The organism is Bernardetia sp., from assembly GCF_020630935.1.
GTDB lineage: Bacteria > Bacteroidota > Bacteroidia > Cytophagales > Bernardetiaceae > Bernardetia.
Genome location: NZ_JAHDIG010000006.1, coordinates 88,748 through 112,042, shown reverse-complemented (window position 1 = coordinate 112,042; position 23,295 = coordinate 88,748). Strand labels below are relative to the sequence as shown.

The 23,295-nt window shown below is 34.0% G+C and carries 19 protein-coding genes; 10 read left to right on the top strand and 9 right to left on the bottom strand.

The features are described 5' to 3' along the window. Positions 1–2,474: OmpA family protein (locus tag QZ659_RS03405; protein WP_291721855.1), on the top strand; the 2,474-nt coding region annotated here is incomplete at its 5' end. A gap of 41 nt (positions 2,475–2,515) precedes the next feature. On the opposite strand, the gene QZ659_RS03400 is transcribed toward QZ659_RS03405, so the two are convergent. Beyond that, positions 2,516–2,995: a hypothetical protein gene (locus tag QZ659_RS03400; RefSeq protein ID WP_291721852.1), complete on the bottom strand. Its 480-nt coding sequence runs from the start codon at positions 2,993–2,995 to the stop codon at positions 2,516–2,518. A 45-nt stretch (positions 2,996–3,040) separates the two neighbouring features. Next, positions 3,041–3,592, bottom strand: a complete 552-nt coding sequence (locus tag QZ659_RS03395; protein WP_291721849.1) for a hypothetical protein — start codon at positions 3,590–3,592, stop codon at positions 3,041–3,043. A gap of 175 nt (positions 3,593–3,767) precedes the next feature. Here QZ659_RS03395 and QZ659_RS03390 point away from each other — a divergent pair, with 175 nt between their 5' ends. After that, positions 3,768–4,316, top strand: coding sequence for a DUF4291 domain-containing protein (locus QZ659_RS03390; RefSeq protein ID WP_291721846.1), 549 nt, complete (start codon positions 3,768–3,770; stop codon positions 4,314–4,316). 17 nt (positions 4,317–4,333) lie between these two features. Here QZ659_RS03390 and QZ659_RS03385 read toward each other — a convergent pair whose 3' ends face one another. Then, positions 4,334–5,212 (bottom strand): NAD(P)-dependent oxidoreductase, encoded by an 879-nt coding sequence (locus tag QZ659_RS03385; protein ID WP_291721843.1) that lies wholly within the window; start codon positions 5,210–5,212, stop codon positions 4,334–4,336. A 275-nt stretch (positions 5,213–5,487) separates the two neighbouring features. Further along, positions 5,488–6,003 (bottom strand): TspO/MBR family protein, encoded by a 516-nt coding sequence (locus tag QZ659_RS03380; protein ID WP_291721840.1) that lies wholly within the window; start codon positions 6,001–6,003, stop codon positions 5,488–5,490. A 123-nt stretch (positions 6,004–6,126) separates the two neighbouring features. Between QZ659_RS03380 and QZ659_RS03375 the strand changes: the two genes are divergently transcribed. After that, positions 6,127–6,666: a YceI family protein gene (locus QZ659_RS03375; protein WP_291721837.1), complete on the top strand. Its 540-nt coding sequence runs from the start codon at positions 6,127–6,129 to the stop codon at positions 6,664–6,666. 83 nt (positions 6,667–6,749) lie between these two features. Here the strand turns inward: QZ659_RS03375 and QZ659_RS03370 are convergent, their stop codons facing one another. Then, the gene (locus QZ659_RS03370) at positions 6,750–7,679 is read right to left on the bottom strand and encodes a hypothetical protein (protein WP_291721834.1); all 930 of its coding nucleotides are present in this window, start codon (positions 7,677–7,679) and stop codon (positions 6,750–6,752) included. 61 nt (positions 7,680–7,740) lie between these two features. Beyond that, on the bottom strand, positions 7,741–9,327 hold the full coding sequence (locus QZ659_RS03365; RefSeq protein ID WP_291721831.1) for an OmpA family protein: 1,587 nt from the start codon (positions 9,325–9,327) through the stop codon (positions 7,741–7,743). Between the two features lie 594 nt (positions 9,328–9,921). On the opposite strand from QZ659_RS03365, the gene QZ659_RS03360 reads away from it, so the two are divergent. From QZ659_RS03360 to QZ659_RS03335, 6 genes are all read left to right on the top strand, one after another. Further along, positions 9,922–10,734: an ABC transporter substrate-binding protein gene (locus QZ659_RS03360; protein ID WP_291721828.1), complete on the top strand. Its 813-nt coding sequence runs from the start codon at positions 9,922–9,924 to the stop codon at positions 10,732–10,734. A gap of 161 nt (positions 10,735–10,895) precedes the next feature. Continuing rightward, positions 10,896–11,510 carry a hypothetical protein gene (locus QZ659_RS03355; RefSeq protein WP_291721825.1) on the top strand — a complete coding sequence of 205 codons (615 nt, stop codon included), beginning with the start codon at positions 10,896–10,898 and terminating at the stop codon, positions 11,508–11,510. 138 nt (positions 11,511–11,648) lie between these two features. After that, on the top strand, positions 11,649–12,524 hold the full coding sequence (gene rimK, locus QZ659_RS03350; RefSeq protein WP_291721822.1) for a 30S ribosomal protein S6--L-glutamate ligase: 876 nt from the start codon (positions 11,649–11,651) through the stop codon (positions 12,522–12,524). Between the two features lie 282 nt (positions 12,525–12,806). Beyond that, positions 12,807–13,748 (top strand): hypothetical protein, encoded by a 942-nt coding sequence (locus QZ659_RS03345; RefSeq protein WP_291721819.1) that lies wholly within the window; start codon positions 12,807–12,809, stop codon positions 13,746–13,748. Positions 13,749–13,940: 192 nt separating this feature from the next. Next, positions 13,941–14,804 (top strand): hypothetical protein, encoded by an 864-nt coding sequence (locus tag QZ659_RS03340; RefSeq protein WP_291721816.1) that lies wholly within the window; start codon positions 13,941–13,943, stop codon positions 14,802–14,804. A gap of 126 nt (positions 14,805–14,930) precedes the next feature. Further along, positions 14,931–16,307: an OmpA family protein gene (locus QZ659_RS03335; RefSeq protein ID WP_291721813.1), complete on the top strand. Its 1,377-nt coding sequence runs from the start codon at positions 14,931–14,933 to the stop codon at positions 16,305–16,307. Between the two features lie 4 nt (positions 16,308–16,311). On the opposite strand, the gene lpxK is transcribed toward QZ659_RS03335, so the two are convergent. Then, the gene (gene lpxK, locus QZ659_RS03330; protein ID WP_291721810.1) at positions 16,312–17,403 is read right to left on the bottom strand and encodes a tetraacyldisaccharide 4'-kinase; all 1,092 of its coding nucleotides are present in this window, start codon (positions 17,401–17,403) and stop codon (positions 16,312–16,314) included. A 114-nt stretch (positions 17,404–17,517) separates the two neighbouring features. Between lpxK and QZ659_RS03325 the strand changes: the two genes are divergently transcribed. Then, the gene (locus tag QZ659_RS03325; protein ID WP_291721806.1) at positions 17,518–18,201 is read left to right on the top strand and encodes a hypothetical protein; all 684 of its coding nucleotides are present in this window, start codon (positions 17,518–17,520) and stop codon (positions 18,199–18,201) included. 52 nt (positions 18,202–18,253) lie between these two features. Here QZ659_RS03325 and QZ659_RS03320 read toward each other — a convergent pair whose 3' ends face one another. Beyond that, a complete protein-coding gene (locus QZ659_RS03320; protein ID WP_291721803.1) occupies positions 18,254–22,354 on the bottom strand; it encodes a LamG-like jellyroll fold domain-containing protein in 4,101 nt (1,366 codons plus the stop codon). A gap of 211 nt (positions 22,355–22,565) precedes the next feature. Continuing rightward, the gene (locus QZ659_RS03315; protein WP_291721800.1) at positions 22,566–23,252 is read right to left on the bottom strand and encodes a hypothetical protein; all 687 of its coding nucleotides are present in this window, start codon (positions 23,250–23,252) and stop codon (positions 22,566–22,568) included. Between the last annotated feature and the right edge of the window lie 43 nt (positions 23,253–23,295).

Below are 23,295 nucleotides of genomic sequence, written 5' to 3'. Positions count from 1 at the left end.
TGTCCACAGTAGAAAAAAACAAACTCACATCGGAAGGAATCAGTAATTTTAAAGATGTTTTTAATGTAAAAGAAGGCATCGCAACGGCAGCATCAAATCTTATTATTGATGCGTTTTATTATGTTCCTTTTGAGCGATTACCACTTACGCCTCCATACAATCGCCCAGAAAATGCAGATACTACACAGGCTTTGCGCCACATTTTGGTACTACAAGCCACAGATTTTTTAGAAACCTATCAGAAAACACGTCCTTATCAAACCATCAAAAACGCTCGTAGAAGTCTTTTGAAAGAATTTATTTCTATTCAAGATTTACGTGCTAGAGGAACTGGAAACGGTTATCTCTACGAAAAATATTGTAAATATATTTTGGAAGATTACACAGAAGAGGAACTGCGCCACATTATTCCAGAATTTTATGGAGCAGACTGGGATTTTCCTAAATATGGCTACAAGAATAAAGAAGAATATAAAAAACTAGAAGCCTTTGCCAAGACCAAAAACATGAGTGTTTTGGAGCTTTTTTGTGAGCTAAACCTTCATTACAAAGGAGTTGTCTATGAAAACAATAAATGTCTGAACTGTAATTTGTACGAAGATTTTATAAAAGAATTTGCACCTCATCAGCTTGCTTTTGTAGCAGTTCAGAAGCTCGCTAGTCCTCTGATTGTGGAAAAAAAATGGAGTGAGGCAAGTGCTGTTTATCAGAAATTTCAACCTTTATTTACAGACAAAAAAGATGATTTTGACAAACTCATTGCACTTTTAAATGCAAAAGAAGATAATCTCAACTTAGAAAATTTAGGACAGAATGTAAATTCAGAAGGTTATGAAACTGCGCCTGTACCGTTTTTGGATGCGTATGGCAATGAAGGACTTTATTTTTGTCGAATGGATTTAGGAACAGGACAAGATGTGTATTACTCAATGTTTCAAAATGGAAAGTACACAAAAGCTGTTCGTTTGCCCGACGGAGTAAACACCAACACACACGAAGTTCCTCAAAGTGTTAGTTTTGATGGAAATACACTTGTTTTGTTTGGAAATTATGGCAGCTTAGATGCTTACAAAATTGAACTTCGCCAGCAAAACAGTCAGCTTGGAAATGGAGATTTATTTTATGCAGAAAGAAATCTCAAACAAGGAAACTCAACTAGCAATACCACTTGGGGAAGAATAAAAGCCTTTCCTTTTCCAGTCAATACACCAAACTATGAAGCAGGATTGAGTTTTTCAGCAGATGGAAATGCAGTTGTTTTTTCATCAGATAGAGAAGGTGTAGTGGGAAATTATTTACCCAAAGCTCCAAAAGACCGTTTGTATTTTCATGGCAGAGAAGAGTTTAATATCGATATTTTTGTAAGTGAGAAAAATCCAGAAACAGGAGAATGGCAAGAACCCATAAATTTGGGAGAAATCATCAATACACCTTTTGCCGAAACACAGCCTTTTCTTCATCCAGATATGAAAACACTTTATTTTGTTTCTGACGGACATTATGGTTTGGGAAGTGGAGATATTTTTATGTCTAAACGCCTAAATCCAACGTCTTGGACAGAATGGAGTGAGCCTGTAAACTTAGGAAAATCTATCAATACGCCTTTTTTAGATGGTTTTTATATGGGAACAGATGGAAAGTTTGCTTTCATTGTCTTAAAAAATACAGATACGCCCAATGAGAATCAGAATAATTCTTACAAGACTAATTATGACATTTATCGTTTTGAAGTGCCAGAGCGTTTTCGTCCAGAGCCTGTTTTGCCTCCAAGCATTATTACAGGAAAATTGGTAGATATAAATGGAAAAGGAATCCAAACACACGTTTTTATTGAAGACTTATCAACAGGAAAAACAATTGGAAAGACACAAAGCAAAAAAGACGGTTCGTTTAGCGTTCAGATAGCTGGCAATTTCCTTTCAAATAATTCGTCTGCCAATGCTTCTTCAAAAATAGGAATGTATGCTAAAGAAAAAGGCTATTTTTCTACCTCTCAAAATATTTCTACCAAATCTAATCAACAACACAATAGTAATAATACAAACTCCAAAACAGGAGTTGTAGGGAAAGCAAATTTTATCCAAACGAATCAAAATTTAGAAATCTATAAAATCTCTGAACTTATAAGCAATCAGAAAACAGTAAGGCTGAATAATCTATTTTTTGACTTTGATAGTTATGCACTACAAGAAACTTCGCTTCCAGAAATAAAGCGTTTATTTGAAATTTTGAAAGAAAATACATCTTTAAAAGTCAGTATTGAAGGACACACCGACAATACTGGAAAAGCAGACTATAACAAACAACTTTCTGAAAACCGTGCAAAATCGGTTGCCGAACAGCTTATTTCTTTAGGAGTTGATAAAGCTAGAGTAAGCTATGAAGGTTTTGGTTCAGAAAAACCCATCGCAGATAATTTTAACGAAGAAGGAAGAGCCAAAAATCGTAGGGTAGAGTTTAGGCTATCCGAATAAAAAAATGTAGGTCAAATGGCTTACCTTTGACCTATTAATTTCTACAACTGTTTGAAAGAGGCTGCAATTTCTGTCATTTGTTTCTCAAAAAGAGATTTTTGATTTTTGGCTGTCCATTGAGCAATCTGATAATATTTCTCTTTGCCTTTCACTAGCGTAAAACTATAATATACAGAAATTCTGTCTTGGGTTTGCCCTTGAATGGTAAAGTTTTTGGCAGCCAAACCATTGATTTCCAAATCTATAATATCAGTTTTTGCACTAATTTTTATCGTTTCTCCAATAGAATGATAGACAATATCTGTATAACCTTTCAGATTAGGAGGATAAACTTCTTCTGCCTTATTTTCTATAATTTTTCTGGTAAAGTCTTGTCTGTCTTCTTCTATCACAATAACAAAAAGTTCTTTATTCAAATTTTGATATTGCAAAGAAGCATTCGGATTTAGAGAGTCCGTTTCACTCAAAAAATCGGGAAGAGCTAAAGAATAATCGTTGTTGATTTCTACAATTTTGTTCATAAATTTATTTTTATTGTAAGTTTTATGAGTACAAAATTAGCGATTTTATAATTCTTTGAATGAAGCTGCAATTTTATCCATTTCTGCTTTATGTAGTTCTTTTCTGTCTAAAAGAGTCCATTGCAATATTTGGTAATAGGTGTCTTTTCCTTCTACTAAAGTATAGTGATAAAAGACATCCAACTCTTCTAGTTTCAAAGAAAATTCAAAGTATTTTGCATCTAAAGTTCCAATTTTTTTATCTACAAGATTTGCCTCTCCAAACTCTGGATTTTCTTTAAGCCCAGCCACAATCAAGTCAGAATAGCTTTTCAAATCATTTGAAAACATTTCTTGCAAACCATTTTCTTCAATAATTTTATTGAATTCTGTTTTGTTATCTTCAATCACAACAACATAAAATTCTTTTAATGGGTTCTGATATTGCAGTGTTGCCTCTTCATGTAGTTCCTTGCTTTCTCTCAAATAAGAAGGTAAATCTAATGAGTATTTCTGACCTGTTACAACAGTTTCGTAAGTGGTTTTGAAATCACAGCCACTAAAAAGAGTAGAAAAAAGAAAGAGAGCGACTATATAAAACAAAGGTATTTTTTTCATTATGATATTTTTTTTCTTGAAAAATAAAATTACTGTCTTGTCAAAAGAACGAAAAATAAAGTAAATAAAAGATTTTTGAAGTATTTTTATTAAAAAAACTAAATCAGATCGGAATTTTATAGGTAAAAATGTGGTTTTGGTAAGAATAAATTTATAACAATCAAGATGATAAAATATGAGTACCATCAAAAACTACCAAACCATTCGTGCTACCTTCAACAAAGATACAATCGTTGTTTATCAAGCCTATAACGATAAAATTGCTGATGAGGCAGTAGAGTTACAAAAATTTGGACAACAATTTTCATTCAAACGAATGACGTGGATAAAGCCTTCATTTCTTTGGCTAATGGAACGCAGCAACTGGGCAAACAAACCCAATCAAAATAGAATATTAGAAATTCATATAAAAAGAATATTTTGGGATAAATGCTTAGAGTTGGCAGTAGATACAGACATTAGCAAGTCTGAGGGAAGTGTAAAAAATGCTGATATTTTAGTGCAATGGGATCCAGAACGCACTCTTAGAGGAGCAAAACTAGGTATTCGTAGTATTCAGATTGGGATAAGCAGAAAAATGATAGAAGAATACAATGAAAATATCACTAAAATTGTGGATATTACAGAAAAGGTAAAGAAGATGTATAACCTCAATAGCCAAGGCAAGTTTGATAAATCAAACAAACTGCTTCCTAAAGTAAAAGAATATAGGACAGAGGTTTAAATCTGTCCTATTTTTGACTATTTAGACTTTTCTAAAAATTGATGAATAGCCGAAAAATCAAGTCTGCCCAATCCTTCTTTTTTTGCACTAGCGAAGAGTTCTTTTGTGAGGTTAGCTAAAAATAAAGGCTGATTTTGCTCGTAGGCTGTAAGCGTAGCTAAGTGTAAATCTTTGTGCATTAGCTCTAACGGAAACTGAACTTCATAATCGTTTTCTTTGATTTTTGGAGCTTTAAACTTTGTAAAAGGAGCAGTTACGGCAAGGTTGGGCAATGTATTTAATAAAAAATCCCTATCCAATCCCATAGATTCGCCTAGCAAAATACTTTCAGAGAACATCAGCATCGATTGCGCCAACATAATATTGACAATCATTTTGAAGGAAGAGCCTTTTCCGACGTCTCCTAAAGAAAGTATTTTCTGTCCCATCATCAAAAGATAAGGCTCTATATCTTTAATACTTCCCTTTTCAGCTCCTATGAAGAAGACCAATTCTTTGTTTTGAGCTTGTGGTTTTGAGCCTGCTACGGGTGCATCAATAAACTTTACACCTTGCTTTTTTGCCTCCTCAAAAGCTCTCTTGCTAAATGATGGATTTACAGTAGAGCAGTCTAACCAAATTGTATCTTTTTTCATAGCCGAAAGTCCACCATTTTCTCCAAAAAACACATTCTCAACAGCTTCTGGATTGGCAAGCATACTAAAGACAATATCAGCTTCTGATACAGCCTCATTTACAGAATCTGCTACTTTTGTACCTTGTTTAGCTAGTTTTTCTGTAGCTTCTTTGCTTCGGTTATAGACGGTAAGTTCGAAATCATGCTCTTTTTGGTTGTTAGCTAAATGGGTTGCCATTTCTGTTCCCATTATTCCCAGTCCTATAAATGTGATTTTCATTGTGGTTTAGTTTTTTGAGGTAAAATGTTCTTTACTTATTGGTGTCGCTATCACTAAAATACCAATAAGGGTATCGTCTGACACCTTCAAGAAGCCAAGTACGTTTATGTTTCATTTTCTACAAAACTACTTCAAAAGAAAGTGTTTAAAAATGAACTAGATAAATCAAAAATCTTGAACTAGATTAAGATTTTGCACACTAAAGTATATGCTACATTATTTTTATTTGCATTCATTTCCAAAAAAGCTAACCTAAGTCCTTCATAATTAACCATTCATTTATTCAGCCACCAAATAGAGAAATTAAGTACACTAGCAAAACTAACCCACAAAATATATGGGAACAGCAAAAAACTAGCAGGCTTATAAATTCTGTAAAAATGAATTGTTGTCAAAACCACAAAGCCAAGAAGCGTAATAATCTCTATAAAAGCTAAGAAAAGCATTTGATGTTTAAAGAAAATAAATGACCAAAAGAAATTTAGTATCAATTGTATAGCAAACAGACCTAGTGCAATCTGAACATTATTTTTTTTCATGTCAGAAAGCGAATATTTTCCATCTGATGTTCCCTTGTGCCAAACGAGTGCAGCAGCAAGTCCCATCAAAAAATATAATACCGTCCAAACAGGTGCAAAAAGCCAACTAGGAGGATTGAAAAAGGGCTTTTCGATAGTTCTGAACCAATCCGTAACTCCGTCAGAAGTTGCTACACCAGCAATAACTCCAACAATTTCACAAATAACAATCAGAACAACAGCTTTGATAATAAACGAGTTCTTATTTTGCATGTACTTAAAAAAATAAAGGTGAAAAAATAATTTTTGTCTCTTTTTAACAAATTAATAACATTTTGAACCTTCATTTGTTCTGTCCATATAAACAACTATTTTTTAAACTAACCCCCTATTTTTATGTCAACTTGGACAATAGACCCAATGCACTCTGAAATTCAGTTTAAAGCCAAACACATGGTAATTACAACTGTTACAGGCTCTTTTTTAGAGTTTTCTGGCAAACTAGAAAAAGAAAATGATGAGAAAGACAATTTTGAAGATGCTACTATTTCGTTTGAAGCAAAAGTAGATAGCATTGATACAGGTGTAGAACAGCGTGATGAACATTTGCGCTCCAAAGATTTTTTTGAAGCAGAAAAGTACCCTACCATTAAATTCAAATCTACAACCTTCAAGAAAAATGGTTCTGATTCTTCCTATAATTTAGAAGGTGATATGACTATTAAAGGTATTACAAAACCTATCCAACTCAAAGTAGAGTATGGGGGAACGGGAAAAGACTTATACGGACAAACTAAAGCAGGTTTTGAGCTTAGAGGTGAAGTAAAACGTCAAGATTTTGGGCTAGTTTGGGATGTAAAAACAGAAGAAGGTGCAGTTGTAGTTTCTGATGACATCAAACTCGTTGCAGAATTACAGCTTGGCAAGCAGGAATAAAAAGCTTTAGGGACAATGCGTGCATTGTCCCTACAAAAAATCCATACTTCTCATTCGCTAAACTTGGCTAGTTTTTGTCTGTTTTATTTGAATTCAATTTTTAGAGGTTTTTCTGATTTTATCCAGCCTGATACATTTCGATTCCCTCTCCACCAACCCCTTACTATTCTTTTTATGGATTCTTTTGAAAAAACCACAAAGTACCAATACATATCTTCTTCCTTCTTATAAAAAAGTAATTCTCCTTTTTGATCAGCTTTTATTGTAGCATAACTTCCTATTTTATATTCATTTTCATAATTATAATGTTCTTCAATTCCTGGAAACTTTGCACGACTTTTAACCAAAATACTATCACTAGCTATATAAAGTTCTGTACTATCTGTTGTTGTAATGTTACCTATAGGAATTCTTTCTTCAACCAAATCAAACCTATATGTATAACATAGTTGGTATTTTCTTCTAAGTGTTTGGTTTTCATACTCATAAACATTTTCACAGCGAAGAAAGTCTGCACAACATCCATGTTCAATTACCTTTATTAGAACGCAGTTATCACTTTTTTTGTTAATTTCCACGACTGTCCCATCCCAAGACTTCAGTAAATCAAACGTTCCCTCACTATTGATTTTCCAAATAGCACACATATATCCCTCACCTGGCATGTTATGTCCTTTCAACAAAAATATAAGATCTGTATCTTTATTATTATCTGAATCTACAAATTTCCAGTCTTGAAATAAGCCATTTACGACATGATAATTATCATAATCTTTCTTGTCTATTCTATATAAATAATTAGCAAAACCTCTGTAATCATTATCTGCTATTACTCCTACCTTTTCGCAATTTCTAAGAAGACTCTCCCTTTCCTTGACAGAAAGCTCTACTGTATCAACAGTAATGATAGGCTCTCTAAAAGCAGGATATTCCCTTACCAAATTTTGCCCAAAACTCTCAAATCCAATTCCTAAAAAAAGGAGAGAAAAAAATATCAAAACTTTGATTTTCATAGCCATTTTTAATTTATAAACATTTATTTCCTCACTCTAAAGAGTGAGCTACATTTTTCGTTCACTTACGTATCACAATCTCCACACGTCTGTTTTTGCTGCGTCCGTTTTCGGTGGTGTTGGTTTGGGCTGGACTTTGCTCGCCTTGTGGTGTGATGCTGATTTTTGCGCTTGAAATACCATTCTTTTCTAAGAAATTTTGAACAGATGCTAGTCTTTTTTGAGACAGAATTTGATTGTAGTTATTGCTACCTTTCGAATCGGTGTGTCCTGTCAAGATAATTTTTTGTGTGGGATTCTTAGAGCTATTTCTTTCAAAGGTTTTTATGAGCTTTTTCAAAACTTGAATCGCTTTCTCATCTAACTTATCCGAATCAAAAGCAAAATAGACGTTTTCTAGTTCGATTATATTTTCCTTGCAGTCGGTTATGGCTGTGTTTCCTAGTTCTAGCTTAGTATATTTTTTTATAATTGGAATTTCTACATTTTTCGTCTCAAAAGATGGTTCTTCATCAAAGCCTTTTGTAGTTTCTATGATTTGCTTGTATGATTTTTTAGTTTTTGGAGGATTCGGAATAAGAAGAACATACTCTCCTTTGTTGCGTGCATTGGTAAAGCTAACACTAATTTCTCTGTCATTTTCATCATACAAACTCACTTTTGCATCTATGGGTTCGCCATCACAACCTATTATATTTCCCTCTAAAAGCAAAACAGGCGAAGGCTTTATCTCTGGCGAGGCATTGATTAAATCTGCATAAAAAATATCGCCTTCCCTCACAAAATAAGCAGCCTCTCCAGAAGCCGTCAAGACAAAACCATAATCGTCTTTTTCTGTGTTGAAGGGCGCACCAATATTATAAATCTCTAAAGCATTGCCATTTTCATCTAAAACAGCCTTGAAAATATCTAGCCCACCAAAACCACCATAGCCATTAGAAGCAAAGTAAATCGTTTTGTTATCAGCAGCTAAAAACACCGAACGCTCATCTTTTGGCGTAGAAATTGGCATTTGCTCACACAAAGACCATTTTCCAGTAGAGTCTTTTTTGCTCCAATACAAATCCATATCACCATTATAATTTGCTCCAGCAGCCACAATAAAACAGTTCATATCCGAAGAAACGCTCATTCCATCAGTTGCATATCCTCCATATTTTGAAAATTCTCTTCTAAAAAATTGGTTTATTCCTTCTCCCAATCCTCTCATTCCTGTCCACGTATTGCCCTTTGCTTTAGCTTGATAATAAGGACCTCCTTCGGCTACCCAGTTTCGTCTCCACGACTGAAAAACTACTTGCTGTCCGTCTTGGGTTACAAAAGGCTCATCTTCCCCCGAAGAACTATTGATGCCTTTTAAATTTTTAGCTTCCGTCCAGTTGCCGTTGTGGTCTTTTTTTGAAAAATAAATATCTCCATCGTAGCGCACTTGATTTTTATACATTCCAGAACGCACCGACCACGCTTCCCCTCCTCGGCTACTCATAAAAAATAAATATTTTCCATCTGGTGTAACAGAAAGATTCGTTTCTCTGCCTTTTGAGTTCAAGACATTTATCGCTTCAATTTGTGCAGAATCTGGATGTTGCAAAATACGTGGAAGCAAATTAGCATCTTGAGCAGAAATAGCACTAACTTTGAATATCAAAATTATTAATAATACAGAATAAACAACTGGTTGTGAATTTTTTATAATTTTCATCTGAGGAGAAGATAGGAACAAATCAAATAGTCGATAAGAGAACGGAAACAAGGTAGGAATATTTTGTAGTTTTAATGAGATTATTGTCGGTGGCAAGAATATGATAAAACTCTCTTGTAATATGATAATAAAATTTTGAATTTATGACATTTCGTTGTGCTACAATAGGGTAAACGCACGAAACTTTTTATACTAGCTCACTTAGCTTTAAATAAACTTTACTTGTCAGAGTAATCTAAATAATCAAAGTAAAAAAGACCTTCTATTTGATTTAAATGGCTATACTTTTTTTTCGTGCGTTTACCCTAGTGCTACAACTCTATTCCAATTTATCTATGCTCTTCTACAAACATCAGGTTGCTCTGCAACTGGTATCTTGAAAAAATACTTTCATCAAATAAGTAGTCTAAAAATGTTGCAGCGCAACACAATATTTGTAGAAATGAGTCATTACAAGTATTTTGAAAGTTGCAGCGCAACGAAATATAAAAAAGCAGGTAGTTATCTTTTTTATAAAAACCATTTACCAATTTGTCAAAAATGCCCATTTACACAGACCAGTTAGACAGAAAAATAGAAATTAAAGAAATACCAAAACGCATTGTTTCGCTCGTTCCTTCACAGACAGAGCTTCTTTTTGATTTAGGAGTAGAAGAAAACATTGTAGGAATTACGAAATACTGTATTCACCCAAGAGAAAAAGTAAAAAAAGTAACCAAGATAGGAGGAACAAAAGATTTTGATGTTGAGAAAATAGCTAATCTAAAGCCAGATTTGATTATTGCCAACAAAGAAGAAAACTACAAGGAAGGCATTGAAGCATTGGAAAAACAGTTTCCTGTTTGGATAAGTGATGTAGATGATTTGAATTCTACTCTTGAAATGATTTCAGATGTTTCAGAAATAGTAGGCAAACAAGAAGAAGGCAAAGAACTGACAGACAAACTAATTTTAAATTTTAACGCCTTAGAAAATTCAACTAAAAATAGCTACACAACTCTGTATTTTATTTGGAAAGAACCTTATATGAGCATAGGACAAGATACTTTTATCAATGATATTTTGAAGCGTACAAATTTAGAAAATGTAATTACAGAAAATCGCTATCCAACTCTTACTCTTGATGAGATTAAAAATCTCAACCCTCAAATTGTATTGCTTTCTTCCGAACCTTATCCTTTCAAGGAGAAAGATATAAAAGAGTTTGCTCAAGTTTTACCGAATGCTTATATTAGAGTAGTCGATGGAGAGCTTTTTTCGTGGTACGGAAGCAGACTAAAGCATACAGTTTCTTATCTTAAAGAGCTTCAAAAAGACATAAAATTGCACTTTAACAAGTTAAAATTAAATTAAAAAGATACATTTATTACATTTTTTCTCTAAAATCGGATTGTTGGCGTGGTTTGTGTTTTTATTGAGATATAACAATTAAGAAATTTGATTCTACTTACTTACTTTATATTTTCAGATTTTAGAAATTTTACTATTCTTACCCTAAAACCTTCCTTCACTCTATGAAAAATTTAGTAACAAATTCTACAATAAGATTAGCTCAAAAAATGGTATTAGCTTTTGCTTTTGTATTTTTTATTGGAAACAGCTATGCAACAACTTCTTTTCATCAGTATTACAACGATATTTTCACTAACCTAAACAGTGACCTAAACGATATAAACACAAAAAACCCTCGTGGTTATCTGACAAGAAAAGGCGTAAAGTATAAGTGGGAACTAGAACGCTCGGCACGTCCAGGACAATATACCTATTTTGTACACAGAGAAAAAGGAGGAAAATCTAATCTTGTCTATAATACGACAATGGTAGCTATAGATAATAGAAGCACTACTGGAGATTATGTTATCAAGATATTTTATTCTGTAAACAAAGGCTATAAGTGGGATTTGGATAGAAAAACGATGTTAAGAATTACCTATAAAAAAGATGGTTCAGTAGATTATCAAGCAACAGGACAAATGGCTAAATTTGAAGACAACAATCACGGACTATCAGCAGCACAGTTCAAAGAAAAAACAGCTCTGAATCCTAATTTTTCAGATACATTTGTACGCCATGCAGCAGCTTCTATTGCGTATGCTATATATAAGTATCCAAAAATGATGAGGTTATAAGAAAAACACGTCTGACTTACTTATTTACTCAAAAGCGACTTCTTTATTACGAAGAAAGTCGCTTTTTTTGTATTTGAAATATTAATTCCTATCTTTTCAAGTATTAATTCACAACAAAATCTTATTAAAACAAAAATCATGAAATTAGCCATCTTATCGGCAAACAAACACCTTTATTCTACACAAAGACTTGTTGAAGCAGGAGAAAAAAAAGGACACGAAATGGTTATTATAGACCATACAAAATGTGATTTGGTCATTCAAAAAAAGAAGCCTAGCATAATTTATAAAGGAGAAGAAATAACAGGCGTAGATGGAGTTATTCCAAGAATTGGAGCTTCTGTAACTTTCTTTGGAACAGCAGTAGTGCGTCAGTTTGAGATGATGAAAGTTTTTACAGCCATCGAATCGCAGGCTTTAGTTCGCTCAAGAGACAAGCTAAGAAGTTTGCAGATTTTGGCTCGTGCAGGTCTGGATTTGCCTAAAACAGTTTTTAGTAATTATTCAAAAGACGTAAGCAGTGTGGTAGATAAAGCTGGAGGTGCGCCACTGGTTATCAAACTTTTGGAAGGAACACAAGGACTAGGCGTAGTTTTGGCAGATAATCGAAACACAGCCGAATCTATGCTTGAAGCCTTCAACGGACTTAAAGCTCGTGTAATTGCACAAGAATTTATCAAAGAGGCAGGAGGTGCAGATATTCGTGTGTTTGTAGTAGGAGGAATGGTAGTAGGAGCAATGAAAAGACAAGGAAAAGAAGGTGAGTTTCGTTCTAACCTTCACAGAGGAGGAAGCGCAAATATCATAGAACTGACAGACCAAGAAGAAAATGCAGCCTTGAAAGCAGCTAGAGTTTTGGGCTTAGGAATTGCTGGTGTGGATATGTTGCAATCGGCTAGAGGACCTTTGATTTTGGAAGTCAATTCTTCCCCAGGGTTGGAAGGCATAGAAAAAGCCACAGGCAGAGATATTGCCAACGATATTATAAAATATATGGAAAGAAATGTAGACTAATTGAATGAAAAGTTTACAATGAACACCTGAAAGTCAGTGCAGCTAATTAAAAATTAGCTTATCAATTTTTGGTCGGGTTGAGGTACACCTCAACCTATTTTATTTTAATAGAATTAGCAAAAAATAAATTATAATGTATTTATTATCTTGGCTTTCAGCTTAAAAATCCTATCAATCATTTACCAATCAAACCATACAGTATTTAAAAACTTTTCTCTATAAAATACCGTTTTGTTAAAAAAGTAAAACGAATTTCCATTTTTTCAACTAAAACAGTTCTCCATGAAAACGCTTCTTGTTCTTTTTATTGCTTCGATTTCTTCCATTGCAGCCTACGGAATTATAAAAGTCAGTCAATCTCATAAGCAAACTTATAATGCTTGGATTACTCATGTAGAAGAATATGCAGGAAATAAGATTGACACGATTCGTCCCAATCCAGACGATATAGATAGCTATCGTTATGTGAGCAGAAGTATAGAATGGAAAACGTTTTTAGCCATGGCAGATACATTTAATTTACCCAAAACTACACAGCGTTTTAGGTATTTGACAGACGATGACGTTTTCAAAATTCGTGAGCAGTTTTGGTACATGTCTGGAGCAAACAATATAGAAGATTTGGCTATCGCAGCTTTTTTTGCAGAAATGTATTATGCTGCCCCAGCATCTATAAAATACATCCAGCAAAGGTTGAAAGCAGATGGATTTAGAGGATTGAATGTTACAGGAAAACTCAATCAGCAGACTATTAATGCTATTGAATCGCAGCCTAAAAAACAAATGTGGGATTGGCTTTTAAAACAGCGTAAAAACTATATTTATAATAAAACAGCCTCTCCACAGATGCAGAAATACAGAAAAGGATTATTGAAAAGAGCCAATGATTTCCATAAAAAATTTGAATCTTTTTTAGGAGAAGACAGCACAACTAAGGAAATGGATAGTTATGAAGATACAAAAGTTCCTATTGAAAACTTAGAAAAAGATTCTACCCAAAATAGTACATCAGAAACCCAAAGTACTTCTCAAAATACAGATAATTCAGAAGCTGATGTAAAAATTATTGTGAGCTCTGTCCCTCTACAAAGTCCAAGAACTGGGGACACTACTAGACGGAAAGAAAACGTTGCATCTGTAATAAAGGGTGATACAATAAAAACAATAAGCGACACAAAAGAAAATGGCGTTCGTATCGTTGTCAAATCTGAAAACGAACAGTAGCAATTATTGTAGGTCAAAAGCGAGCTTTTGACAAAAGTTTATTTTCAAACTGATAGATTTTATGTATTTTGGAGTGGAAATAAGAAGAATATAGGAAAATATCATTTTTTCTATATTTTTTTTAACGCACAATGAATAGTAACTTTGTGTTGTAGTGTACTATCTAAAACTCCTTTCTACATCTCTGAATCTATGCAAAAATATATTTACCCTCTTTTAGTATCTGTTTTTTTATTTGCTGGAATATTCTTTTCTTCTTGTAATAACACAAAAGAAGAAGCTCTCAATGAATCTAGGGAAATCATAAAAGAACAAGATTACGAAATCGAAACGATGAAGCGCCGTATCGATACGCTAGAACAAACCATCCGTGCATTGGCAAAAAACAGAGAATCTTCTGACCAAGAGGCAAATGAGTTGAAACTAAAAGCACAAGAACTCCAAAAAGCTATCAAAAGCTACCAAGGAGCATTATCAAAAAAAGAAAAAGAATTTAAAGAATATCGTTATCTAGCATTGGAAGATAAACGTGTTGCTGAAATCAGAGAAGAAAAGCGCAAACTTCGTGAAGACAATGAGTTTATTGTCAATAAAATCAAACAACTCAAGCAGATGCAAGAAGTCAATGATGTTATGGACGGACTAACTGACATTATTGATAAAATCCCTCCTTTCAATAAATTTGATTGTTATTATAGAGATAAAAAAGACTTAGAAGCTAGTCGTAAAAAAGACAACGGTTATAGCCCTAAACTGCTTTTAGTAGAAGAAGATGGAACATATCCACAGGCAGATATTGGGCAAGTTATCATCGATTTGGATTTAAACTTCTTTAAGCTAGACGGCAACCCTAACCAAGCTACCCTAACACTCTGTTTGTTTGAAGAAGGAAGTCAAGCTCCTGTTTTTTGTCAAGATGAAGTATTCGACACAGAGTATAAACGTGTAGAATGGAAACAAGCAGCTTCTACCTTTGGAGCAAAAAAATACTATTTCCAAGTGCGTCATGGAGACAGAATTTTGAGTAATAAATACAATTTTTCTATAAAGAATTGATATTTCTATACTTTCTATTGCTCTAAGACATAATAAAAACACTGTCTAAAATACAGATTAATAACTAAAATACGTTATTCTAGTACAAAATATACCTATTCTGAATAACTAATTTTCCTCTTTGTGATGAATATCCAAATTTTCTCTTCACATACCTTTTTTAAGGCTGTTTTACTATTTGTTTTATGTTTTGTTTTTGTATATGCTAGTGTTGCTCAAACAACTCCTGCTTGGCATTTTGACACCTACAATACTAAAAACTCTACTATTCCACACAACTTTATCAATGATTTAGCTTTTGATGCAACAGATGGTTCGCTTTGGATAGCTACTGGAGGAGGGTTGGTACATTGGTCTAAAAAAGATTCTACCCTCTACACACCAAAAAATTCAGAACTTCAAGATTATGGTATAAAATGTATTACAATTGGGCAAGATGGTGATAAATATATTGGAACATATGGAGCAGGAGTGTATAAAATAGATACAGAGGGTAATTTTTCTCATTTGAAAGTTCCTTCACAGTCAAATAAAAATGCTGTTCTTTGTATTACAGAAGACCAAAACAAAACTATTTGGGTAGGCACAGAAGAAGAAGGACTTTTTCGCATCGATTCTAAATTCAAGTTACTTATCAGTGTAGAAAGAATAGCTTTTACACGTGTTTTTAATATTCTTGTAGATAAAGATAATACGAAATGGATAGCCACAGAACGTGGACTTTATACACTAGATAACGAGAGTCGTCTTAAAATATATCCTTCTTTAAGAAATCAACCTATCAATTCTATTGTCTTCTCGCCAAAAAATGAACTCCTTATCAGTTCAACATTAGAAAGCACTGCACAGTTTTTCATAGATGGTAAAAAACAAAAATCCTCAAAAAATGTGCATTATCAGTTCCGAACAATGCTACCAGTCGCAGAAAAAAATCAAACGCTTTGGGCTGCTTCACTAAGTGGTTTGTCACTATTAGACAATGAGAGCGAGTGGACTGTTTTTAGTCCTCAAAACTCTGCTTTTCCCTCTAGTATGGTAAGTACACTAGCACAAGACCCAAAAGACAAAACAATATGGGCTGGAACTTTTGGACAAGGATTAGTTAAAATCTCTCAACTCAAAAACCTACCCGAAGGAGAATTTAGACTAGGAACAACCTCTATCAAAAAGGGAGAAATAGTGCGTTTGCATATTGGTTTTGAAAGAGCCACAGCTATTTTTAGCGACACTACAGGAATTTCTGAACTGGTAGAATTTATGCAAGAAAATCAAAATATAAGAATCGAACTAGCAGGACACACCGACACAGCAGGAGATGCCTCCCTAAACTACAAACTCTCACAAGAAAGAGCTGATGCCGTAAAACTCTATTTGATGAGAAACAACATAGAAGCCAGCCGAATAGAAACTAAAGCATACGGAGGAACACGTCCTATTTCGAATAATAATAGTGAGGCTTCAAGGCAAAAAAATAGAAGAGTAGAAATGAAGATTATTGAATAAGGAACTATCCCCACAGAGAATGCAATACTCCACCAAAACCATCTGGAAAAAACATTCCAAACTCTTTTTCTTCATTTTTATCTAAAAAAACGACTTTGATAGGAATATAAAAAATAGAGAGTTTAGACTTTTCTGATTCTGTAAACTTTTCTAATAAAGGACGTAACTTAACAGCATCTTTTTCTGTGGTTAGCCAAACTGTCTTTGAGTTTTTTAAAAAGCCTATATCCTTTGCAGAATAATCGTGATGGTCTGGAAAGTTTTTTTCAGATTCCAATTGACCAAATTTCTGCTCTACATATTCTTGGAAAGGTTTGTAGTTAGCTATTCCTGTCAAAATTCCATAAGAGTAAGTTGTATCATCTTCTAAGTCCAACAGTTCATTTTCATTTAAAACAGAAACAGGAGTATCATACTCAAAGCCAGTAAAAAAAATAGGAGCTTTTGTGTATTTTCTAATTTTTTTTCGAATTATCCTCTTTTCTCCTTCTGCTAAATTCAATGGCGACTTACTTATAAAAACAGCATGTGCACGTTTTGCACCTCTTCGGCTTTCTCTAATTCTACCCATCGGCAACAAAAAATCTTCATAAAATGGACGATTATAGTCTGAAAGTAGAATAGAAAAATAAGGTCGTATAGCTCGGTGCTGAAAGGCATCATCTAGCAAAATAGTCTTTGTATTTGGAAATAACTCAAGAATTTTTTGTACTCCCAAAGCACGTTTTTCACACACTACAACATTTACTTTACTATTGTCTTTTGCAAATTTTTGATAAAACTGCATTGGTTCGTCTCCTATTTCAGAAGCTGTTGTGGTTTCATTTGCCAATACAAAACCTTTTGTTTTTCGTCCATAGCCTCTTGAGAGAGTTGCTAGTTGGTAGTCTTTTTCATCTTTGTATTTCTGTAGAAAATATCGAATCAAATACTCTGTATGTGGTGTTTTTCCTGTTCCTCCTACAGTAATATTACCCACTGAAACTACCATAACAGACGAGTGAAAAACTTTGAACCATTCTTTATCATAAAAATAGTTTCTTAGGCGAGTTATGGCATCATATAGAATAGCGAAAGGAAAAAGAAGGTATTTCAAAGTTGCTTTGTTTTACGCATTGGTTATTGTACTTTTAGAAAAGACAAAATTAAACAAAACAGGCAGATACAAACCTGTGAGCAATAAAAAAAGAAAATTAAATATTATCTCATTATGATAAAACATTATCTACTTTTATCTGTGTTTTTACTGTTTTCTTGTACTGCTTCTCCTCAAAAAAATGAGTCCTTTGCTACTGACACAACTAACAATACAGAGCAAACAAGTAGTGTAACAGAATTAGTTACTTGGGAAGAAAAACAGTTTTTTTTAAGAGACTCTATCCTTAAAGCAAAACCAAATGAGATATTGAAGTCAGATTTTTTTCAAGAGTTTTATATCAGAGATATTGTAGAACAAGAAGGAAATTCTATCACATTTAATTTACCTTTTAACCTACATGCTTTTGATTGTGGTGCGCCAGACTGTTATACTACAACTTTAAGTTTTGCTATTCCAATTGAAAAAGTATCTGATTTTCCTAAGACAATTACTTGTCAGTTTTATGAAGAAGGATGTATTACCGAAAAGCCAACAAGCAAAAACATTGAATTTGTGCTTATAGAAAACTCCAAAACATATATAAATTACTATTCAGATAAAGAAAACTCAAATTTAGTTTTGATAGGAGACAAACAGAACTCAGCTATCTACTATTTCACAGACGTAAAAGCGAATACCATAAAAGTAAATCTAATAGATAAAATTTTGGAAGAATACGATGAAGAAAACCCAAATGCTATTATTCCTTATAGAATTTGGAGAATGGAAACAAATGAGTATGAAAACTTTTTATAAAAAGCTCACTCATTGAATGCTAAATGTTTCAATGAGTGAGAATAAGCAATTATTATTCTTTAATAACTTTCATAACAGAAGAAGACCTTTCTCCTACAATACGTAGTAAGTACATTCCATTAGGGTACTTTATCATACTAAATGGAATACTTTTTTCATCAGTAGTAGTTATGGTTTTGTGTTCTAATACTTCACCAATCGTATTTACCAATGTAATTTCTACTTTTGTATCTCTAACAAACTCTTTACTTCCTAAGTAAAGAGTAAACTCATTACTCGTCGGATTTGGATAGATAGTATTGACTTGCTCACTAAAATCACTATCAGAGAGTTTGGCAGAAACCACTTTAGTAAAATTAAAGTTTCCATTCAAATCAATTTGTTTGAGCTTGTAGTAATATGTAATATTGGGTTGGACTTCTATATCCAAGAAATTATAATCTTGTCTTATTTGAGAAGTTCCTTTTCCTTCTACGAAGCCAATCTTGGTAAACTCTTCATCTTCGGCTGCTCTATACACTTCAAAACCATAATTATCTCTTTCTTGAAGAGTTGCCCACTTTACTAAAATAGCGTTTTCATCTGGCTGAGCATCTATAAATAATAGTTCAATAGGAAGTATAGTAATGTCCTGCGATTGTGCCGTGGCAAATGAACCCATATTTCCTGTAAAACCAGATCTTGCAGTAAGTTGTGGGTTATTTGCTATACAAAACCCTGTAGGAATTGTCCAAGGAGGTGTAACTTGTTGCATAACAGTAGTAGATGCTCCTGTATAATTGCCATAATCTCGGTTATACAAATACATTTGATATTCTGCATTTACAGGAATAGGATTATTGGTTGCATCAAATGAGTCGAAATTCCAAAAACCATTATCCAAAGCAGCATCTGTATCAAAGTCTGCTCCACAAATATTTGTTTGTCCAGTAACAGGACTAGGAACAGTTGTATATTGTTGAAAACCTGCTGTTACGTTGTTTGCTGAACTCGGCTGATTAAAATTCGCATCTGCTCTTTGATAAGTAAAAGTAGGATCTGGACATTGAATAGTACGTGATTGAAGAGTGCGAGTAGTACTGCCATTGAGGTTTCCATCTTCAAAATTATAATAGGCTCTAAGATTAGTCGCTTGTGGACACTGTAATGCATTGGCAGCACAACCTTGATTAAAAGACGCTTGTATTTGTGCCTCTGTACGAGTTTCAGACCATACTTTTAGCTCATCTACTTCACCTCTCATAGAAATAGTACTGTTACCACTCCAACGCCCTACATATCCGTTTGATAAGACAGTATTTAGAGGAGCAGGTAAGTCATAAGTACGAATCCGAATCCCATCATAATAGAATGTTACCTGCTGAGCAATATCGTTATAAGTTAGGGCATAGTGATGCCAGTTATTCAGACTATTAGGAAGGTTGATGAGTTGCAAATCAAATCCATTATTTAGACGAATAAACCAAGAATTATTAGTTGTACCTGTTACTAAGGCAAAATCTTGTGAGTTCCCAGTTCCTGTGCTATTTCCAAACTGAAACAACCCTGCACCATTAAAATTAGTTACTCTTGCCCATATTTCTACTGTACGAGAGTTGTTTCCTGAAATGCCAACATTACCTGTATTTGTGCCAAAATCTACATATTCATCATCACCTGTAATAGCCAAAACACCATTGGGGTTTGGATCACAAGTCAAACTACCATACGTTGCTGTTTGCCAATCTCCATTTTCAAACCCTGGCATAGCTCCATCTTTATTAGACTCTGGTAAAATGGTAGAAGGGTTTTGTAAAACTAACCCAACAGGAAAAGAGTAATATCCAGTAGCATTTTTTGCTCGGTTGAGTTTTCCTGCTACGAAATAATCAGTTGCAGCTGTCGTAGCTGATGAAGTAGTATTAAATCCTGTAATAGCATTTGGATCAGGGTTGTTAATCACAACAGAACGAGAATTATCTACTCCTGCCATAGTCGGATAATCTTCTGGTACGATATAGCCTTGGACAAAGCTAAGAGAGCCTGTACTACTTACTTCCAAGTCTTGGTCACTAGAAGAAAGTATTGTAACTCCAGCTACATTATTGAATGTTGAAGTTCCAATAGTATTTGCAATTACTAAATCTTCGAATTCACCAGTTCCTGTACTTGCCTTTGAATAATTCTGTCTTCCTGTTCCAACAAAACTAAATGTAGAGCCTGTTTGCATATTTAAACTGCCATCATGAATCATATTTCCACAAACATTAACTTGTCCTCCTGTAGCCACATTCAGATTACCTCCATCTAAAAGCGTCAGATTACGGACATTCAAAACATCTGTTCCTGTTACGTTCAAAGCAGAACTTGCAATAGGTGTGGGAGGAATAATTATATCTACACTACAATCTGGAACACCTGCTGCTCCACACGGCTTACTCCAATTTAGATCATTATTTACTCCTCCAGGAAAACTTCCATCCCATACATATTCATTTGTACCTACACATATTTCATCACTAAGAACACAATCACCTACAGTGGCTTCTACTCTTATCGTTTGTCTGCGCTGAATATTAGTAACTGTATAACTATTACTAGTTCCGTTTTGTACTTCAACTCCATCACTGAGCCATCTAAAATTGGTTGCTTGTATATCTGCTGTAACTGTCGTATTCGTACCATAGTTTATATTTACATCACTACCCAAATCTAAGGTTCGAAAATCGGAAAAATACCCATAACGAGTTCCAGTTGATGCTCCACCATTTACAAAACCTAGGTGAAATAACCCTGCTTCATCTGTTCCAGCTGTTATAGTGTTACTCTCTACAGTTACTACTGCTCCTGCTGGTACTTGAGTTGTATTAAAGGTGTACTGTGTTCCGTAATAGTCACTTGCTCCTATCTGTGTAAAAGTAGCTGGAAAAGCAGGTCCTCCTAATGCTGCAGGTTGAAATAATATAGTACCATTTACTCTTACTGTGAAATTATTTGTAAAATCAAAATTACCTCCTACTGGTCTTCCTCTTGTCATTAAATTTATAGTGAAGTTTTCAGTTGTAGAGCGTGTAATACGTGTTGTTAGAGAGCCTGTACATTCTACAGGTGGAAGAATAGCAAAACCAGTCTCACAACCATAGCCAGCATAATGACCTACATAAGCAGGCAGTGTAGTTTCTATAAAAATCCTCTGACCAGCTGTGGAAAGTGTATGCGTATAAGTTTGTCCTGCATTAATAGTAGTTACTAATGTTCCATTTACACGAACTTGTGTGCCATTTTGAGTAGCTGTAACAACAGCAAGTTCTGGATTTCCTGCAGGAGTTCCTGAACCTACACCCAACCGTCCTCTCAACACCACATATTCTGTTCCTATAACATCTACAGGAACGAGTTGATCGCCTGCCAAATCGTTACACCCTCCCTGTCCAGAAAAGATAGAGTCACTAAACTTAGTAACAGCAACTGGTCTATTAGCTTGAATACGAGAGCCAGAAGGCAAACCTCCTGCTGCTGGTTCTACTACCGAGCCCACATAAGTTTCTCCTCTATTAAGGGTAAAAGAAAAAGGTACATTTGCAGCCTGCCCTCCCTCCAAAGCTCTTGTTGGAGTAACTGTAACTAAAGTATTATCTTCTGTTGCGACTATTACAAAGCCACTTCTCCCATCAATGGGATTTCTGTTTGCATGACTCCAAGTATTTTGAAATGGAACATAAAAATCTAGTCCTAACCCATTAGCTCCTTTTAAAGCAAAAATATCAGGATTGATTCCAGAATTAACTTCGTAGTAAGCCGTAATCTTTGCAGTTGATTCTACCAACAACCCTGTAGTACTTACTTGAGGAGTAGCTGGAGTAGGTGTATCATAAGGGGTTTCTATTAATGCTTTGCTAGGTTCTATATCAATGAATTGAGATGTATTTGCAGCTACATTTACAATATAAGTTGGAAATGCTAGATTAGATGGCTGTGTAACAGTAACCGTAGCAGGGTCATCAAATGCTGAGACTACAATACGAATCGGACCATCACTATGAGAAGAGGTAACATCAGGCGCAGCAAACCAAAATTGTGTATCAGATTGTGCTTGTAAATTTTTTATAGATAGGCATAGTAAAAGTAAAAAAAATAGCCTACCCAATTTGTGATTTTGAAAAATTTGTTTCATGGTATTGTTATATTTTATAAGCTATAAAGAACAAAGGGAATTAACTTATATATACAACAATTTTACTGCCTATTTAGTCTTTTTTAGCTAATAAAAAACGCCCTTCATCTAACAGTTGTAACTTATCCATTCATTTCACAACAATTATATCTAAAAAAAACAACTTAATAAAATATAATTTTATTACATGGTTATTTTACACATTAATCATCTATAAGCACTCCATTTTTTCTGTTTGATTTCGATATTTCAAAACCAATTCAAAATCCTGTAATAACTCTGAAAGATCTGAACATTCAACTTCTTTATTTGCTACGGTAGCAGAGGTTGGATTATTTTTCATAGAGGAACGAATCGTAAATTTTTTCTCTAAGCATTGTATGAGTTTTCCATCAATGATATAAAAGCGATTTTCTGTAATGTCATCTCGTGTCGCATTTTCGACTTTAGCATCAACATCAAAGTTCCAACTGCTTGTCTCTTTATAGATAAAAAATGGCTTTGCATCTTTCAAAAAATATTCTTTGCTTATGCCTCCGTGGTCGTAACCACTAAAATATTTGATAACACGAAGGCTTCCATTTTCAGAAAAATAAGAAACCTCTCCACCTACTCCTCCCTCCTCATAACATTCATATTGGAAGGAAATAGAATCTAGTTTTTTATTAGCTATTTTTGACACAATACTTTTGTATTCCTCTCTGATGTCTTCTATAGTTTTCAGTTCTTTTGTTTCTTGTACTTTATTGGTACTTTCAGAGGATATTTCTGTATTTTTTTCATCTTCAGATGAGGTAGAGATTTGTTCGCCTTCAGAAGATTGAGAGGTATTAGTTTCTGAAGTTTGATTGCAAGAAATGAACAAAAAGATAAGCAACAAATAAGATAGCTGTTTCATAATTCAGAAGTTAGTTGTATTGAGTTTTTGTAATGATTAGAAT

What these genes read in the sequence shown, in the direction of transcription:
- QZ659_RS03360 (WP_291721828.1), top strand. Translation starts at nt 9,922, where the DNA reads ATGCCCATTTACACAGACCAGTTAGACAGAAAAATAGAAATTAAAGAA.
- QZ659_RS03400 (WP_291721852.1), bottom strand. Translation starts at nt 2,995, where the DNA reads ATGAACAAAATTGTAGAAATCAACAACGATTATTCTTTAGCTCTTCCC.
- QZ659_RS03385 (WP_291721843.1), bottom strand. Translation starts at nt 5,212, where the DNA reads ATGAAAATCACATTTATAGGACTGGGAATAATGGGAACAGAAATGGCA.
- QZ659_RS03335 (WP_291721813.1), top strand. Translation starts at nt 14,931, where the DNA reads ATGAATATCCAAATTTTCTCTTCACATACCTTTTTTAAGGCTGTTTTA.
- QZ659_RS03390 (WP_291721846.1), top strand. Translation starts at nt 3,768, where the DNA reads ATGAGTACCATCAAAAACTACCAAACCATTCGTGCTACCTTCAACAAA.
- QZ659_RS03370 (WP_291721834.1), bottom strand. Translation starts at nt 7,679, where the DNA reads ATGAAAATCAAAGTTTTGATATTTTTTTCTCTCCTTTTTTTAGGAATT.
- QZ659_RS03340 (WP_291721816.1), top strand. Translation starts at nt 13,941, where the DNA reads ATGCAAAAATATATTTACCCTCTTTTAGTATCTGTTTTTTTATTTGCT.
- QZ659_RS03395 (WP_291721849.1), bottom strand. Translation starts at nt 3,592, where the DNA reads ATGAAAAAAATACCTTTGTTTTATATAGTCGCTCTCTTTCTTTTTTCT.
- rimK (WP_291721822.1), top strand. Translation starts at nt 11,649, where the DNA reads ATGAAATTAGCCATCTTATCGGCAAACAAACACCTTTATTCTACACAA.
- QZ659_RS03375 (WP_291721837.1), top strand. Translation starts at nt 6,127, where the DNA reads ATGTCAACTTGGACAATAGACCCAATGCACTCTGAAATTCAGTTTAAA.
- QZ659_RS03380 (WP_291721840.1), bottom strand. Translation starts at nt 6,003, where the DNA reads ATGCAAAATAAGAACTCGTTTATTATCAAAGCTGTTGTTCTGATTGTT.
- QZ659_RS03345 (WP_291721819.1), top strand. Translation starts at nt 12,807, where the DNA reads ATGAAAACGCTTCTTGTTCTTTTTATTGCTTCGATTTCTTCCATTGCA.
- QZ659_RS03320 (WP_291721803.1), bottom strand. Translation starts at nt 22,354, where the DNA reads ATGAAACAAATTTTTCAAAATCACAAATTGGGTAGGCTATTTTTTTTA.
- QZ659_RS03315 (WP_291721800.1), bottom strand. Translation starts at nt 23,252, where the DNA reads ATGAAACAGCTATCTTATTTGTTGCTTATCTTTTTGTTCATTTCTTGC.
- QZ659_RS03325 (WP_291721806.1), top strand. Translation starts at nt 17,518, where the DNA reads ATGATAAAACATTATCTACTTTTATCTGTGTTTTTACTGTTTTCTTGT.
- QZ659_RS03355 (WP_291721825.1), top strand. Translation starts at nt 10,896, where the DNA reads ATGAAAAATTTAGTAACAAATTCTACAATAAGATTAGCTCAAAAAATG.